Here is a 14,455-nt window from a genome sequence, read left to right as displayed (position 1 = left end):
GTTGCCTTAACGACGTAATTTCTCAATCTTATCTTCATCAATTTCAATGCCTAAGCCCGGAGCTGTTGGCAAATGCAATTCAAAGTTTTCATAACGTAGTGGCTCTTTTAAAATTTCTTCGGTCAGTAATAACGGACCAAATAATTCAGTACCGAACGCTAACGTTTCAAAAGTTGCAAATGCATGAGCAGAAGCAATACTTCCTACAGGGCCTTCAAGCATGGTACCGCCATATAGGTCGATTCCAGCTAAACCAGCAATTTTGCCAACTTCACATGCTTCAATCAGGCCACCTGATTGTTCAATCTTCACGGCAAATACATCTGCACCATGATTTTTTGCAATACGGTATGCACTGTCAGGTCCAGTTAAAGCTTCATCCGCCATAATGGCTACATCAAAACGATGGGTGAGGCGAGCAAGTGCTTCGGTATTTTGAATTGCACATGGCTGTTCAATTAAATCGATTCCACCATCTTGGAGCTGTTGAATACCATGAATACATTCAAGTTCTGACCATGCACGGTTTACATCTACACGTACACTAACATCAGCACCTAATGCTTTTTTAATTGCAATCACATGGTCAACATCTTGCTGTAAAGGACGTGCACCAATTTTAAGCTTGAACGTGTTATGGCGCTTTAGCTCAATCATTTTGCGAGCTTCAGCAATATCTTTTTCCGTGTCACCAGACGCAAGCGTCCAAAGCACAGGTAAACTATTACGCAGACGTCCACCTAAAACTTCGCTTAATGGCACGCCTAAACGTTTGGCCTGAATATCAAGTAGGGCAGTCTGAATGGCACACTTGGCAAAGCGGTTACCATTAATATTTTTACGAATCAGTTTGAGGGTTTGTGCAACATTTAAATCTTTAACTGATGTCAGTAATGGTGCAAAGTAAGTATCAATATTGGCTTTGACACTCTCAGGACTTTCTTCACCATAGTTCAGCCCACCAATGGTGGTGGCTTCACCCCAACCGACAATACCATCCGTGGTCGTAATTTTAACGAGTACCAAAGTCTGGGTACGCATAGTAGTCACAGACAACTGGTGAGGACGGATAGTTGGAATATCCACAAGTATGGTTTCTATGGTTCTATACATGAAGTTTCAACTATTACGAACTTGTTTGTATACCATAGAAGAATGTAATAGCCTAAAATAGATATAGAACGGTATTTTAAGATACTAAAAAGGTATATTAATGGAATTAAGACATCTACGTTATTTTGTTACCGTGGTTGAAGAACAGAGTCTGACGAAAGCAGCAGAAAAGCTTTTTATTGCTCAGCCGCCTTTAACACGCCAAATCAAAAAACTAGAAGAAGAATTAGGGATCGATTTATTCGAAAAAGGCTCTCGTCCATTAAAAGTAACGGAAGCAGGGCTGTTTTTTTACCAGCATGCGGTGCAAATTTTGACGCACACCGCTCAAGCTGCTTCGATGGCTAAAAAAATGAAGCTAGTCGAGAACGTTGTTAAAGTAGGGTATGTGAGCTCGCTTCTTTATGGGCGATTACCGCAAGTCATTTATCTATTTAGACAAAAAAATCCTGACATTCATGTTGAGCTTATTGAGTGTGGTACACGAGATCAGGTTGAAGCATTAAAACTCGGTAAAATCGATTTAGGTTTTGGTCGCTTGCCAATTAGTGACCCAGCAATTAAGCGGCTTCTGCTCAGAAAAGAAAAGTTAAAACTCGCGATTCATAAAAAACACCCATTAAGTGAATTTCAAGATTCAGGAATTTATTTATCTCAAATTATTAATGAGACAATTTTCTCTTATCCAACTACACCTAAACCGAATTTCTCGACCACTATTCAAGCTTTATTTACCAAATTAGGTCTAGTTCCAGCCAAACTGACAGAAGTCCGAGAAATTCATATGGCACTTGGACTAGTGGCATCTGGCGAAGGTATTTGTATTATTCCGGAAAGTGCCTGTGATATTGGTATGAAGAATTTAACTTACTTAAATATCTTAGACTTAGAAGCCTATAGTCCAATCTCTCTATCCATGCGCAACATGGATCAAAGTTCCTATATTCCTAAAATTTTAGATTGCATTGAAGAGATTTATAGCGAAGAAGATGTGTCTAGAAACTTGAATTTATAAACCTTTAAGGTTCTTAAAGTGGATATTTCATGTTATTTTAAAACTTTAAACCTATAGGTAATATGTAAAAGGAATTATTGAATGAGAAAAATTTTAGGTTTAGTTTCACTTATTATGTCTACTAGCGTTGTACATGCAGAACAATTAAAAGAACAAGAAAAAACCTCTCCATATAGCGCAAATGTTACTTTTGCTAGTCAATATATTTCACGTGGTTTCCAACAAACATGGGGTAAACCAGCCTTACAAGGTGGATTGGATTATGCCAATCCTAATGGTTTTTTTGTAGGGACTTGGGCATCAAGTGTCAGCTCTAACTATCTGCGAGATGCCTCGGTTGAATGGGATTTTTATACAGGTTATTTAAAAACAATCGATAAATTTTCAATTGGGATGTCGGTTTTTTACTACTACTACCCAGGTGCGAAAAGTACACCAGAAACGGGGAGTAGCAGTTATAACTATGGTGAGATCGTACCTCAAATTGGCTATGGTCCTTTAAGCCTTAAATACTTTGTGACTTACACACCAGATTATGCTGGTTATAACTCTAAAACCATGGGGGGACCTGCTGGTAAAAAGTCGAGAGGATCAAGTTATTTAGATCTTAACTTTACCCAGCCAATTAATGACACTTGGACTTTTGGCGCTCACTATGGCTATGAAAGAATCAAAAACTTTTCAGAGTCGAATTTTCAGGATGTTAAAGCCGAACTTATTAAAGATTTAGGTGAGGGTTGGACTACAGGAATCGCTTATACCAAGGCATGGGATAAAAATGCTTATTATAAAAAGTATAGCAATGGTGAGGTAGGCGCACCTATTTCAAGTCCGATCGATTCGACTTTTACAGTGTCTGTAAAAAAGGTCTTTTAATTTAAATTTATTAATAATGGTCTCATTAACTACGTTTGAAAGTTAGGTGTAAATTTAAACTTCCAAACGCAGTTAAAATTAATTTTTATTAAATTAAGGTCGGTAAATTAAGGACGACTTGCGCATCTTCTATAACATCTAAGCGTAAAATTTTTGAAGCGCCAAGTTCATTTAGCAACTTTACATTAAGTGACCGAGTAGCTACCGTTGTCTTTATTAAGACATGTTAATTAATAGCCAATGTGGGTACTATAAGTTTAAAGTTAACTTTAAAGTCAAGATTTTAATTTTGATGATGAAAGTCTTTGACATTTAAATGAAATAAAAAAGGGGAAAGATGAGAAGAATTTAAGGCGGTACTTTCATATAAATTTGATTTTAAAAATACAATTAAGGTGATTGACCTTAAAGTTAACTTTAAGCTTAGTATAACTATCTAAACCCTTATAACGAATCAACAAGCAGTTTTTCACTAGGAGAACAAAGATGGGATATGTAACCACAAAAGACGGCATAGAAATTTTCTATAAAGATTGGGGTCCACGCGATGCCCAAGTATTATTTTTTCATCATGGTTGGCCTTTAAGTTCAGATGATTGGGATACTCAATTACTTTTTTTCCTTAAAGAAGGTTTTCGTGTAGTTGCTCATGACCGCCGTGGGCACGGGCGTTCAAGTCAGGTGTGGGATGGTCACGATATGGACCACTACGCAGATGACGTTGCAGAAGTGGTGAAGCATCTGAATATTAAAAATGCAATTCATATTGGCCACTCAACAGGTGGTGGTGAAGTAGCTCACTATATTGCTCGCCATGGTCAAGAAAACGTTAAAAAGGCTGTGCTTGTCAGCGCAGTACCGCCGCTTATGGTTAAAACTGAAAATAATCCAGAAGGTTTACCAAAAGAAGTTTTTGATGACCTTCAAAATCAGGTTCTCACAAACCGTGCACAATTTTTCCGAGACCTTCCATCTGGCCCGTTCTATGGTTTTAACCGACCAGATGCGAAACCATCAGAAGGTATTATTGCTAACTGGTGGCGTCAGGGTATGACAGGCAGTGCAAAAGCACATTACGATGGTATTGTGGCATTCTCACAAACTGACTTTACCGAAGATTTAAAGAAAATCACCATTCCTGTTTTGGTATTACATGGTGACGACGACCAGATCGTGCCTTATAAGACGTCTGGTGTGAAATCTGCTGAGTTACTTCAAAATAGCCAACTCAAAATCTACCCAGGTTTTTCTCACGGTATGTTAACTGTAAACCATGAGGTGATTAATGCTGACTTATTGGCATTTATTCGCGAATAATTAAAAGTTTCAAAACTTAAAAAAAAGGGGCACATTAAGTGCCTCTTTTTTTATATAAAAAGAATAAATTCAATTAATTAAATATAGAAGTGCGAAAAGGTGTTGACATTAAAGTTAGCTTTAACCTTAAAGTAAAGCCATACTGAATGAGGTCATTCCAATGAAAGTGTTCGAAAAATTAGTATTCCCAAATGGCACATATGTTCCGAACCGTATTGCTAAAGCGGCAATGGAAGAAAACATGGCTGATTTAAACCACGCACCATCAGAAGAATTAATGCGTTTATATCAAGCTTGGGCAAATGGTGGCGTAGGTCTAATTATTACTGGAAATGTGATGGTAGACCGCCGAGCGATGACTGGACCGGGCGGTGTAGTGCTTGAAGATGAAAAGCATCTAGATACTTTCAAAAAATGGGCACAAATTAGCCGTTCCAAAGGTGCTCAGGTTTGGCTTCAAATTAACCATCCGGGTCGACAAATGCAGTCAAATTTAGGGCAACAAACATGGGCGCCTTCTGCTGTTGCTTTAGATTTAGGAAAAATGTCAAATCGCTTTAATACGCCAATCGAAATGACTGAATCCATGATTGCAGAAGTGATTCAGCGTTTTGCAAACACGGCACGTTTAGGTGAAAAAGCAGGATTTACTGGTGTGGAAATTCATGCAGCGCATGGATATTTACTAAGCCAGTTTCTTTCTCCACTCAGCAATAAACGCCAAGATCGTTGGGGTGGTTCTTTAGAAAACCGCGCTCGTATTTTAATTGAGATTGTGGAAGCAGTTCGGAAAGTAGTTTCGCCACAGTTTACGGTTGCAGTGAAACTAAATTCAGCCGATTTCCAGCGTGGCGGTTTTAGCGCTGAAGATGCTCAGCAAGTGGTCAAAATGTTAAATGAGCATGCAGTCGATTTGGTTGAACTTTCAGGTGGTAGCTATGAAGCGCCAGCCATGCAAGGCCAAGCACGTGATGGTCGTACACTTGCCCGTGAAGCTTACTTTTTAGAATTTGCACAAGAAATTCGTAAAGTTGCCAAAATGCCTGTTATGGTGACAGGTGGTATACGCCGTAAACAAGTGGCAGAAAAAGTAATTGAAAGTGGTGTAGATATGGTCGGTATTGCCACAGCTTTAGCGATTGAACCCAATTTGCCAAATGCTTGGAAACAAGGCCAAAATATTTCACCTGAACTCAAGCCAATTACTTGGGAAAATAAAACATTGGCTTCACTTGCCAATATGGCTGTGGTCAAATTCCAATTACGTAATGTAAGCGCTGGTAAAAAAACAAAACCAAATGTTTCACCAGCTTGGGCTTTAATTTTGCAACAATCAGCGATGTCATGCCGTACTCGCCAGTATAAAAAAGGCATGCGTGACTATTTATTTGCTTCTTAAAAAGTGAGTTGTGTTATGACAAATCTTAACGATTCAAACTGGTTAATTTATGGAGCAAATGGCTACACGGGCGAATTAATCGCTCGTGAAGCTGTACGCCAAGGTCTAAAACCGACTTTGGCTGGCCGTAACAAAGCTAAGGTTGAAGCACTTGCTCAAGAGTTGGGACTTGACTATAAAGCTTTTGGACTTGATAACGTAAATGCGGTCAGTGAGCAACTCCAAGGTTTTAAACTGGTCATGCACTGTGCAGGGCCATTTTCTGCAACATCAAAACCCATGATGGAAGCTTGTATAAATGTCGGCGCTCACTATTTAGATATTACCGGTGAAATTGCTGTATTTGAATTAGCACAGTCACTTAACAGCCAAGCTGAAAAAGCCGATATTGTGCTTTGTCCGGGTGTTGGTTTCGATGTAATCCCGACAGACTGTGTTGCTGCCGCGCTCAAAGAAGCATTGCCAGATGCGACCCATTTAGCACTTGGTTTTGACTCTAGAACAGGGTTTTCACCGGGTACTGCTAAAACAAGTACAGAAGGCATGGCCGAAGGCGGAAAAATTCGTAAAAATGGAAAAATTACCACCGTTCCATTAGCACATTATGTTCGGACCATTGATTTTGGTGACGGTAAAAAAAGTGCCATGAGTGTTCCATGGGGAGACGTATCTACAGCGTTCTATACAACAGGTATTCCAAACATTGAAGTATTTGTACCCGCATTTCCCAAAATGATTTTTGGTGCGAAAATGATGAACTATGTACGTCCAATATTAAAAATCAATGCTGTGCAGAAGTTTATTAAGTCGCGTATTGAAAAAACAGTCGTGGGACCAAATGAAGAGCTTCGCGCGAAAGTACCTACCTATGTTTGGGGTGAAGCAAGAAATGCACGTGGGGAAATTAAAACTGCCCGTATCCAAACGGAAAACGCGTATAGCCTTACCGTAAATGGCTCAGTGACTGTGGTGAATTATTTACTCAAAAATACCGTTAATGGTGGTACATATACACCCGCAAAACTGATGGGTTATAAACTAGTGACCGAGTTGCCGGGTTCTGGTCCGTTAGTTATTAATTAAGCCTTCATTAAAACAGCACGTTTATAGATAGTCCCGAATAAGGAGTCGTTCTTGTTCGGGTTATTTTAAATATTTCAAGTAAATATAGCTTTCTATAGATAAAAAGAAAAACAGAAAACAAAACACTCCATAAGAAATAATTCAAATTGAATATACTAAAAAGCGATAAATATTTTTCATAACAAAGGAATGAGAATAATGAGAAAACTCATACTGTTTCTACATGCATCGCTTGACAGTTTTGTGGAAGGTCCAAATGGGGCAATGGACATAGGCTGGATTGCTTACGATGCCGATTTGGCAAATCATGCCAAAGAAATTTTGAGCACTGCCGATACGGTGATTTGGGGACGTGCGACTTACCAGATGATGCATAATTACTGGCCAACCATGCTTTCAAATCCAGAAGCTTCAGAGCATGAACGCAATCATGCTGAGTGGATTGAAAAGACCGAAAAAATCGTTTTTTCAACCACATTAGATACAGTTGAATGGAATAATTCCAGATTGGTAAAAGACCATGTCGAAGAAGAAATTAATAAGCTGAAACAAAAAGCGGGTAAGGATATGGTGATTCTGGGGAGTCCAAGGTTCGCGCACTATTTGATGCAACTTGGTTTAATTGATGAATATAAAATTACGGTTTCACCTGTACTAATTGGTAGTGGCTTGCCGCTATTCCAAGGTATTCAAGAAAAGACCAATCTTAAACTTATTGAAAATAAAAATTTTGCTTCTGGTGCGATAGCTCTTCATTATCAAAAGATTGGTTAGTTTTTTCTATAATATTTATATGAAAAAGACGAATTACAGGGCTGGTCTGTAATTCGTCTTTTTAGATTTATTGAATTGTACTTAAACGCTTAATCACTGCTTCAGCAATTTCTTTACTCGACTGTGGGTTTTGTCCAGTAATAATTCTGTCGTCTGAAACCACATACGAGGTAAAAGGAATAAATGCTTCTTTGTATTTTGCTCCACGTTCAATGAGACCATTTTGTAAAGAAAAAGGAACTTGAGACTTAATACCTGAAAGTGTTTCTTCTATATTTGCAAAACCCGTAACAGTTCTATCTGCAATTAAGGGTTTGCCATTTTCATCCTTTAAAGGTAATAAACCACCTACGCCGTGACAGACTGCTGAAACGACTCCACCTTGGCGATAGATCTGTTCGCTAATGTTTTGCAAAGCTTTATTATTTGGGAAATCCCACATGGTGCCGTGACCACCCGTATAGTAAATGGCTTTGTACTGGGTAGGATTAATCGCGCTTGGAGCTAATGTTGTCTTTAACCGATACATAAATGCTGGGTCGGCTAAATGCTGACGAGCAGATTTGTCTAGGTAAATAGACTTTAGGCTACGTTCATCTAGAGGCACTTCACCACCTAAAGGGCTTACAAAGTCCATTTCATAGCCAGCAGCCAAGGCCACATCATAAAAATGAGCGAGTTCGGTTAGCCAAAGTCCTGTTTTATCTGAACGAGAAGGATAAGCTGAGTGGTTGGTCATTACGACTAAAATTTTTCCATTTGCTTTGGCAAGGCTTTGAGCTTTATCTGACTCTGCGGCATGTACTACATGTGTAGTCAAAAAAATGGCAAAAATAATGGTTAACCAACGCTGAAAATTCCAAACTTTAAACATGACAGGTCCTCATTCATTACCTGTAGCCAATCGTATGTTTAAAGTACACTTTAAGGTCAATAGGTCTCGAAGAAATTACGGTGTTTTTGTTTTGTCGAAATAGAGATTCATGAGTCGTTCTGAATTTTGCTCGCAGGTAATTTCATCGGGTTTGTTGTTGATTGCATCAATCATAGTACGTAAGTTTTGCTTACTCACCTTTAGCTTTTGTTCTAAAAGTTCTATTTCCTGAATTTTTAATTCAATGGTTTGGATGAGTGAGTCATGGTTCCAAGTGGCAACTTTTGAAGGCAAAAAAGCTTTAATTTCTGCTAAAGAAAAACCAACTTGCTGGGCTTGCTGAATCAAAGAAAGCTGCTTCAAATCGTTATCGGTATATTCACGATAACCATTTGATTTTCTTTTTGCTTTAGGTAAGAGTTTGATCTGTTCGTAATAACGAATTGTAGGGGTGCTTAAGCCGCTTAATTTCGATAACTCGCTAATATTCATAGCTATAGACTCTATTGACATTTAAGTTAACTTTAGACTTATAGTCACTTAAAAGCAAGGTTCATAACTTTACCAAGCACACACTTTCATTAACAGCTTTCTATGCTTTGATAGATATAAGAATAGAATTATAAATATGGAAATGAGGTGAAAAAATGTCTAAACGCATATTACATGTCGTGACTAATATTTCACGCTATAAGGATGTTGATGAACCAACAGGGTTATGGTTAGGCGAACTTACCCATGCCTATGATGAGTTTGAAAAGCAAGGTTATATACAAGATATTGTTAGCCCAAATGGTGGTAAAACACCGATTGAACCTAAGTCACTTTTGCCTTTAGTTGCAGATAAATCTGTTAAAGATCGAGAAAAAGATCAATCTTTTATAATGCTACTGGCAAATACATTTAAGCCTTCAGATATCCATTGGCAAGACTATGACGTGATCTACTATACGGGTGGTCATGGTGTGATGTGGGATTTTTTAGATAACCCTGAACTGCAAGAAATCACCAAAAACATTTATGAAAAAGGCGGCATCGTTTCTAGTGTTTGTCATGGCTATTGTGGCTTGCTTAACGTCAGACTTTCAAATGGCAAACGACTCATAGAAGGCAAAAAGTTAACAGGCTTTGCTTGGAGTGAAGAGGTTCTGGCAGGGGTTGCGAAAAAAGTGCCGTACAATGCCGAAGAGTTAGCGAAAGAATATGGCGCTCGTTATGAAAAGGCTTTTATTCCATTCGCGCCTTATGTCGTTCAAGATGGCAACTTGATTACTGGTCAAAACCCGTTTTCAGCTAAGAAGACGGCTTTAGCAATTATAGAAACGCTTGAAAAGAGTGCTTCGTGAAAATTATTCAAAGTTATAAATAAGATAAGCCGAATACTGCAAATGGAGTGTTCGGCTTATTTATATCAAACTATGAACGCCACCAATAATTTTCAACATTCGGCTCGTTTAAGTTCAAAAGTTGTCCCATTTGCGGTGTGCTAATCGCTAACGCATTTTCTTTAGCTAAATCGACAATACGTTCAAACGGGTCATCCCAAGCATGAAGTGCCAAATCAAAAGTACCGTTATGCACAGGCAACAAATGACGTCCTTTTAAGTCAATATGTGCTTGTAAAGTTTGCTCTGGTTGCATGTGAACATCGGGCCATTCAGGGTCATAAGCACCAGTTTCTAACATGGTCAAATCAAATGGACCATAACGATGTCCAACCTCTTTAAACCCATCGAAATATCCCGTGTCACCACTAAAAAATACACGCAAGTCATTATCAATAATTACCCACGAAGCCCAAAGGGTCGCATTACTATCGCCCATACCACGGCCTGAAAAATGATGAGCAGGGGTGGCAACCAATTTTAGTCCATCCACATGGGTAGTATCCCACCAATCAAGTTGTTGAACTTTTTCTGCTGGAATTCCCCATTTAATGAGCGTGTCACCCACACCAAGTGGTGTTAAGAAATGCTCAACTTTATCGTTAAGTTGCATAACCGCATGGTAGTCGAGATGGTCGTAATGGTTATGCGACAAAATCACGCCTTTAATGGGTGGTAAGTCCGCAATGCTAATCGGTGGCTGGTGGAAACGTTTTGGACCAATCCACTGAAAAGGTGAAGCACGATCCGAGAAAACAGGGTCGGTTAACCAAAACTCATTTTGCAGTTTTAACAAAATGGTTGAGTGGCCTAAACGAAATAGAGAGCGGTCAGGCGCAGTTAAAAGCTGTTCTTTGGTTAAGCTTAAAACAGGAATTTCTTTGTTGGGTACTGTATCTTTTGGCTTGTTAAATAGAAACTTCCACATGAGTTGGAGCGTTTTGCCAAAAGAAGGCTTGTGTTGGTTTGGACGCGTATTTCTAAATTTGCCATTGTGCTGCTGAGATGGCATTAAGGGAGAAGGCAAGTCTGTTGTGTTTGAAATCGTCATCTTGTTTTTCCTTATTGGAACAAACCTATATATGCAAATAAGAACTTGGGCTAAGTACTTATTTTGATTTAATTAAATGAGTATTTACTCACTCATTAATTGGTTTAAAAATAAGGACGCCGTGCATCCTTACTCTTTTATCTATATTGAAACTGCATGCCAAAACGCTTCAAAACCAGATTTACGATAACGCTCGGCTTGAGAAGGGTCTTGGGCAATAAAATTAAGTGTAACTTCGGCAAGCGCACCTAAAATCGAAGCAATAAATAACGGTGGATAATCTCTTAATTTGCCATCGTTAATACGTTCTTGAATGTTTTGGGTGAGGTCACAAAAGGTTTGCATGCCAATTTGTTTGCTTTGTTCGGTAATTTGTTCCGAAGTTGAAAGCTGTGCCATGACTTTACGCTTAAGCGGAGCTTCTAAACTCCAGTCCAAATAGCTTTGCCAGATATGTGACATTTGTGTTTGCAGGTCAGCGTTAATCGGGTAACTAAGCATCATGACCTGACGTAGCTCAGCCTTGAGCGAAAGATATAACTGGTTAAGCAATTCTTCTTTATTACTAAAATAGGTAAATAAAGTACCTTCTGCCACGCCAGCGACTTTTGCAATTTTTGAGGTAGACGCGCGTTCGCCAAGCTCTGCTAATGTTTCAATAGCAGCGCTTAAAATTGCATTACGTTTATCTTCACTACGAGGACGAGCCATATACAAACATTTTAATTGAGTGATTACTCAATCATATATGAAAATAATGAGAAAGAGCAAGTTATCTTTTGTGTATAAGTAAAAAAATTATTCAAAATTTTTAAAAAAATGAAGATGAGAGTCGAAGATTACTGAATATATTAAAAAAAAATATGCTATTTTTCACAGCACTTTGATGAGACTAATTTTTCATGTATCGGTTTGGGCTCTTAATCGGCTTACTAGCAATATTGCTACAGAACCTCGTGTTCTGGCAAAGCCTATTGCCCAGCGAAATGCATCAGCAAATGGTATGTGAACAAATTAGTGAAATGATGAATCATTCAAGTATGCAACCTGAACAACATCTATCTCACCATATAAAAAATGATTCTCATGAAAAGCTCTTAAACAAAAACGTTCAGCACGACTCAAGCTTAAGCTGTCATTTTTGTTATCTCTATAGCCACATTGCAAATATTGATGGCTTCAAGTTCACCTTGTTTGCAATTGGTGTCGTTGTTCGCTTTATTATGCTGGCAACGTTAAGTTATATATTATTTTATTTAAGACGCTTATTTCTTTCACCGCAAGGGCGAGCCCCACCTAAACAACTTTGTTTTGCTTAATTCATTACTAGGTACGTGTCTGTTCCTATTTAATTACTAAACAGAGTTTGTCATGTCTAAATTTTTACTTCATCCACTTGCGTGGAGCATTTTATTTGCTCAATTTTCTATGTCAGCCATGGCACAAAGCAAACCTGAGAGCCAGATTACCGAACTAGAAAAAATTACGGTTAAAGCCGAAGAGAGCGGCGAAAACTCTAATTCTTCAACAGCATTAACCCAATTTGACCATAGTTTATTAGATGTTCCATTTACTAAGTCTCATGTATCTGCTCAAGATATTAAAAATAATAATATTCAACGTTTGAGTGATGCATTAGCTTTAGTTAATGGTGTGGTGTATCAAGACAGTTATGGTGGTGGTTTTTGGGATAACTATTCATTTCGTGGTTTTAGTACCGACCCCAACATGGGAACAAACTATTTACGTAATGGTTTGAGTTCTTTAAGCGGTATTCATACTGCAAGAGATATGGTGAATGTTCAGGCAATCGATTTTTTAAAAGGACCTATGGCAGCCATGTATGGGCAAGGAGCTATAGGTGGCATTATGAACATTACCACCAAACAACCAGAATGGACGCCAAAAAATGAAGTAAGTTTAAGTGGCAGTACATTAGAAGAATATCGAGCTTCACTAGATAGCACAGGTGCATTAAATGATGCTGTTGCCTATAGGCTTGGACTGGCTTATGAAAATAATCAGAGTTTCAGAGACCATGTCGACAGTCAGCATTATTTTATTGCCCCACAATTTGCATGGAAAATTTCAGATCAGACACAGCTTAATTTAGATACGGAATTTTCTGAACATCAAGGCGTGTTTGATCGCGGTGTTCCAATGGTAAACGGGGCATTTGTTGTCAACAAAAAGACCTTTTTAGGTGAGCCTTCAGATGGGGATATTAAGGTTAAAGACCAACTGTACCAGTTACGGTTAAATCATCAATTTAATGAAAACTGGAATAACACGACAGCTTTGAGCTACGGTCATGGCGAACGGGAAGGAACCTCTACTGAAATTTCGAGTATTTCAGCAGATGGTCAAACTGCAAACCGATTTAGACGTTACCGTCAATTTGAAACAGATACATTTCAGTTCCAGTCGATTTTACGCGGGAAACTAAATACAGGAACAATCAGGCACGAAGTAGTCGCAAACATTGAAGCTGGGCACTATACTATTGACCAAATTCAGCTTCGTAATGCAGTCGGTACATCTAGCCCGATTAATATTTATAATCCAGTTTACGGGCAAAATATTTTAGCTCTGACCAGAACAACCAAAAATACCAAAGAAATTCAAAATATGCTGGGACTGAACTTACAAGACCAGATATTTTTGAACGATCAATGGAATTTGTTGCTTGGAGGGCGTTTTAATCGCCTTGAGCAACAAATTGATGACTACAGAACAGGAATATCGGCTCAGCAAAAATTTACGCCATTGAGTCCACGTGTTGGATTGAACTATCAACCTACAACAAAGCTTTCTTTCTATAGTAATTGGGGGAAATCTTTTGAGTTAAATACAGGTCTTAATAAAGATAATCGACTGTATGACCCAGAGAAAACCAAGAGCTGGGAAATTGGGACAAAATACCAATTTTTACCGCAAAGCTGGTTTGGTCTAACTTATTTTGATTTAGATAAACAACACTTACTGACTGAAGGTATAACCGACAGTTATGTAGATAGTGGTCGAGTCCAAAGTCATGGCGTTGAAATTGAGTTAAAGCACAAGTTTAGCGATCATCTTAATGTGGGCGCGAATTATACTTTAACGAAAGCTTCTGTTTTAGAAAGTGAAGTCGATGCGAAAGGCGCTCGCCTTAAAAATATTCCTAAGCACACTGCAAACTTAAATGCAGATTATCAGTTTGAGTTATTTGGAAGGGCAGCTGGCTTAGTAGGCAACATCAATTACTTTGGTAAACGTAGTGCCAACTATATTGATAATGGAACAAGTTTGCCTGAGTTTACAGTGGTTAATGTTGGTGGGTATATGCAAGTGCGCCCAGATTTAAGGGTACAGTTGAATGTTGATAATATCTTTGATAAAGATTATTACGTTTCAAGTTATACAGATGAATGGGTACAACCCGGTGAACCTTTAAAGGCAACCTTATCTATGACTTGGAGTTTTTAAATAAAAAATCAGTAAATAGAAAGGTTTAACCAAAATGGGGCGTATTCACAGCCCCATTTTATTAAGTTTATAATTCAACTAACTAGAGTGCCTTTCTGAA

At 38.4% G+C, this 14,455-nt stretch carries 14 protein-coding genes and 1 pseudogene; 9 read left to right on the top strand and 6 right to left on the bottom strand.

The window, feature by feature from the left end:
* Positions 1-6 precede the first annotated feature (6 nt).
* On the bottom strand, positions 7-1,113 hold the full coding sequence (locus AC056_RS07865; RefSeq protein WP_039252198.1) for a muconate/chloromuconate family cycloisomerase: 1,107 nt from the start codon (positions 1,111-1,113) through the stop codon (positions 7-9).
* Positions 1,114-1,213: 100 nt separating this feature from the next.
* Between AC056_RS07865 and AC056_RS07860 the strand changes: the two genes are divergently transcribed.
* A complete protein-coding gene (locus tag AC056_RS07860) occupies positions 1,214-2,128 on the top strand; it encodes a LysR family transcriptional regulator (RefSeq protein WP_077163271.1) in 915 nt (304 codons plus the stop codon).
* Positions 2,129-2,209: 81 nt separating this feature from the next.
* A complete protein-coding gene (locus tag AC056_RS07855; RefSeq protein ID WP_077163270.1) occupies positions 2,210-3,004 on the top strand; it encodes a TorF family putative porin in 795 nt (264 codons plus the stop codon).
* An 88-nt stretch (positions 3,005-3,092) separates the two neighbouring features.
* On the opposite strand, the pseudogene AC056_RS19850 reads toward AC056_RS07855, so the two are convergent.
* Positions 3,093-3,182: pseudogene (locus tag AC056_RS19850) on the bottom strand (hypothetical protein); the annotation flags it as partial.
* 308 nt (positions 3,183-3,490) lie between these two features.
* On the opposite strand from AC056_RS19850, the gene AC056_RS07850 reads away from it, so the two are divergent.
* The 4 genes from AC056_RS07850 (at position 3,491) to AC056_RS07835 (ending at position 7,577) form a co-directional block, all read left to right on the top strand.
* Positions 3,491-4,321 carry an alpha/beta fold hydrolase gene (locus AC056_RS07850; protein ID WP_077163269.1) on the top strand — a complete coding sequence of 277 codons (831 nt, stop codon included), beginning with the start codon at positions 3,491-3,493 and terminating at the stop codon, positions 4,319-4,321.
* 160 nt (positions 4,322-4,481) lie between these two features.
* The gene (locus AC056_RS07845) at positions 4,482-5,720 is read left to right on the top strand and encodes an NADH:flavin oxidoreductase/NADH oxidase family protein (protein ID WP_077163268.1); all 1,239 of its coding nucleotides are present in this window, start codon (positions 4,482-4,484) and stop codon (positions 5,718-5,720) included.
* A 15-nt stretch (positions 5,721-5,735) separates the two neighbouring features.
* Entirely contained in the window at positions 5,736-6,803 is a 1,068-nt protein-coding gene (locus AC056_RS07840) for a saccharopine dehydrogenase family protein (RefSeq protein ID WP_077163267.1), read from the top strand.
* Positions 6,804-7,001: 198 nt separating this feature from the next.
* Positions 7,002-7,577 carry a dihydrofolate reductase family protein gene (locus tag AC056_RS07835; protein ID WP_077163266.1) on the top strand — a complete coding sequence of 192 codons (576 nt, stop codon included), beginning with the start codon at positions 7,002-7,004 and terminating at the stop codon, positions 7,575-7,577.
* A gap of 67 nt (positions 7,578-7,644) precedes the next feature.
* Here AC056_RS07835 and AC056_RS07830 read toward each other — a convergent pair whose 3' ends face one another.
* Together AC056_RS07830 and AC056_RS07825 are read right to left on the bottom strand one after the other, a co-directional pair.
* Positions 7,645-8,451: a type 1 glutamine amidotransferase domain-containing protein gene (locus AC056_RS07830; RefSeq protein ID WP_077163265.1), complete on the bottom strand. Its 807-nt coding sequence runs from the start codon at positions 8,449-8,451 to the stop codon at positions 7,645-7,647.
* 75 nt (positions 8,452-8,526) lie between these two features.
* Positions 8,527-8,943: a MerR family transcriptional regulator gene (locus AC056_RS07825; protein ID WP_077163264.1), complete on the bottom strand. Its 417-nt coding sequence runs from the start codon at positions 8,941-8,943 to the stop codon at positions 8,527-8,529.
* 155 nt (positions 8,944-9,098) lie between these two features.
* On the opposite strand from AC056_RS07825, the gene AC056_RS07820 reads away from it, so the two are divergent.
* Positions 9,099-9,797: a type 1 glutamine amidotransferase domain-containing protein gene (locus AC056_RS07820; RefSeq protein ID WP_077163263.1), complete on the top strand. Its 699-nt coding sequence runs from the start codon at positions 9,099-9,101 to the stop codon at positions 9,795-9,797.
* A gap of 70 nt (positions 9,798-9,867) precedes the next feature.
* Here the strand turns inward: AC056_RS07820 and AC056_RS07815 are convergent, their stop codons facing one another.
* Complete coding sequence (locus AC056_RS07815) at positions 9,868-10,887, bottom strand: MBL fold metallo-hydrolase (RefSeq protein WP_077163262.1); 1,020 nt, start codon at positions 10,885-10,887, stop codon at positions 9,868-9,870.
* A 141-nt stretch (positions 10,888-11,028) separates the two neighbouring features.
* The gene (locus AC056_RS07810; RefSeq protein ID WP_019458841.1) at positions 11,029-11,598 is read right to left on the bottom strand and encodes a TetR/AcrR family transcriptional regulator; all 570 of its coding nucleotides are present in this window, start codon (positions 11,596-11,598) and stop codon (positions 11,029-11,031) included.
* A gap of 191 nt (positions 11,599-11,789) precedes the next feature.
* Between AC056_RS07810 and AC056_RS07805 the strand changes: the two genes are divergently transcribed.
* Both AC056_RS07805 and AC056_RS07800 read left to right on the top strand, forming a co-directional pair.
* The gene (locus AC056_RS07805) at positions 11,790-12,206 is read left to right on the top strand and encodes a DUF2946 domain-containing protein (protein WP_019458842.1); all 417 of its coding nucleotides are present in this window, start codon (positions 11,790-11,792) and stop codon (positions 12,204-12,206) included.
* A gap of 52 nt (positions 12,207-12,258) precedes the next feature.
* Entirely contained in the window at positions 12,259-14,355 is a 2,097-nt protein-coding gene (locus AC056_RS07800; protein WP_077163261.1) for a TonB-dependent receptor, read from the top strand.
* Positions 14,356-14,455 lie beyond the last annotated feature (100 nt).

The organism is Acinetobacter genomosp. 33YU (assembly GCF_001990725.1).
Classification (GTDB): domain Bacteria; phylum Pseudomonadota; class Gammaproteobacteria; order Pseudomonadales; family Moraxellaceae; genus Acinetobacter; species Acinetobacter seifertii.
The sequence above is the reverse complement of the archived record's forward strand: the minus strand, read 5'-3'. Positions and strand labels throughout refer to the sequence as shown.

What these genes read in the sequence shown, in the direction of transcription:
- AC056_RS07850 (WP_077163269.1), top strand. Translation starts at nt 3,491, where the DNA reads ATGGGATATGTAACCACAAAAGACGGCATAGAAATTTTCTATAAAGAT.
- AC056_RS07800 (WP_077163261.1), top strand. Translation starts at nt 12,259, where the DNA reads ATGTCTAAATTTTTACTTCATCCACTTGCGTGGAGCATTTTATTTGCT.
- AC056_RS07815 (WP_077163262.1), bottom strand. Translation starts at nt 10,887, where the DNA reads ATGACGATTTCAAACACAACAGACTTGCCTTCTCCCTTAATGCCATCT.
- AC056_RS07860 (WP_077163271.1), top strand. Translation starts at nt 1,214, where the DNA reads ATGGAATTAAGACATCTACGTTATTTTGTTACCGTGGTTGAAGAACAG.
- AC056_RS07825 (WP_077163264.1), bottom strand. Translation starts at nt 8,943, where the DNA reads ATGAATATTAGCGAGTTATCGAAATTAAGCGGCTTAAGCACCCCTACA.
- AC056_RS07830 (WP_077163265.1), bottom strand. Translation starts at nt 8,451, where the DNA reads ATGTTTAAAGTTTGGAATTTTCAGCGTTGGTTAACCATTATTTTTGCC.
- AC056_RS07845 (WP_077163268.1), top strand. Translation starts at nt 4,482, where the DNA reads ATGAAAGTGTTCGAAAAATTAGTATTCCCAAATGGCACATATGTTCCG.
- AC056_RS07835 (WP_077163266.1), top strand. Translation starts at nt 7,002, where the DNA reads ATGAGAAAACTCATACTGTTTCTACATGCATCGCTTGACAGTTTTGTG.
- AC056_RS07820 (WP_077163263.1), top strand. Translation starts at nt 9,099, where the DNA reads ATGTCTAAACGCATATTACATGTCGTGACTAATATTTCACGCTATAAG.
- AC056_RS07855 (WP_077163270.1), top strand. Translation starts at nt 2,210, where the DNA reads ATGAGAAAAATTTTAGGTTTAGTTTCACTTATTATGTCTACTAGCGTT.
- AC056_RS07805 (WP_019458842.1), top strand. Translation starts at nt 11,790, where the DNA reads ATGTATCGGTTTGGGCTCTTAATCGGCTTACTAGCAATATTGCTACAG.
- AC056_RS07840 (WP_077163267.1), top strand. Translation starts at nt 5,736, where the DNA reads ATGACAAATCTTAACGATTCAAACTGGTTAATTTATGGAGCAAATGGC.
- AC056_RS07810 (WP_019458841.1), bottom strand. Translation starts at nt 11,598, where the DNA reads ATGGCTCGTCCTCGTAGTGAAGATAAACGTAATGCAATTTTAAGCGCT.
- AC056_RS07865 (WP_039252198.1), bottom strand. Translation starts at nt 1,113, where the DNA reads ATGTATAGAACCATAGAAACCATACTTGTGGATATTCCAACTATCCGT.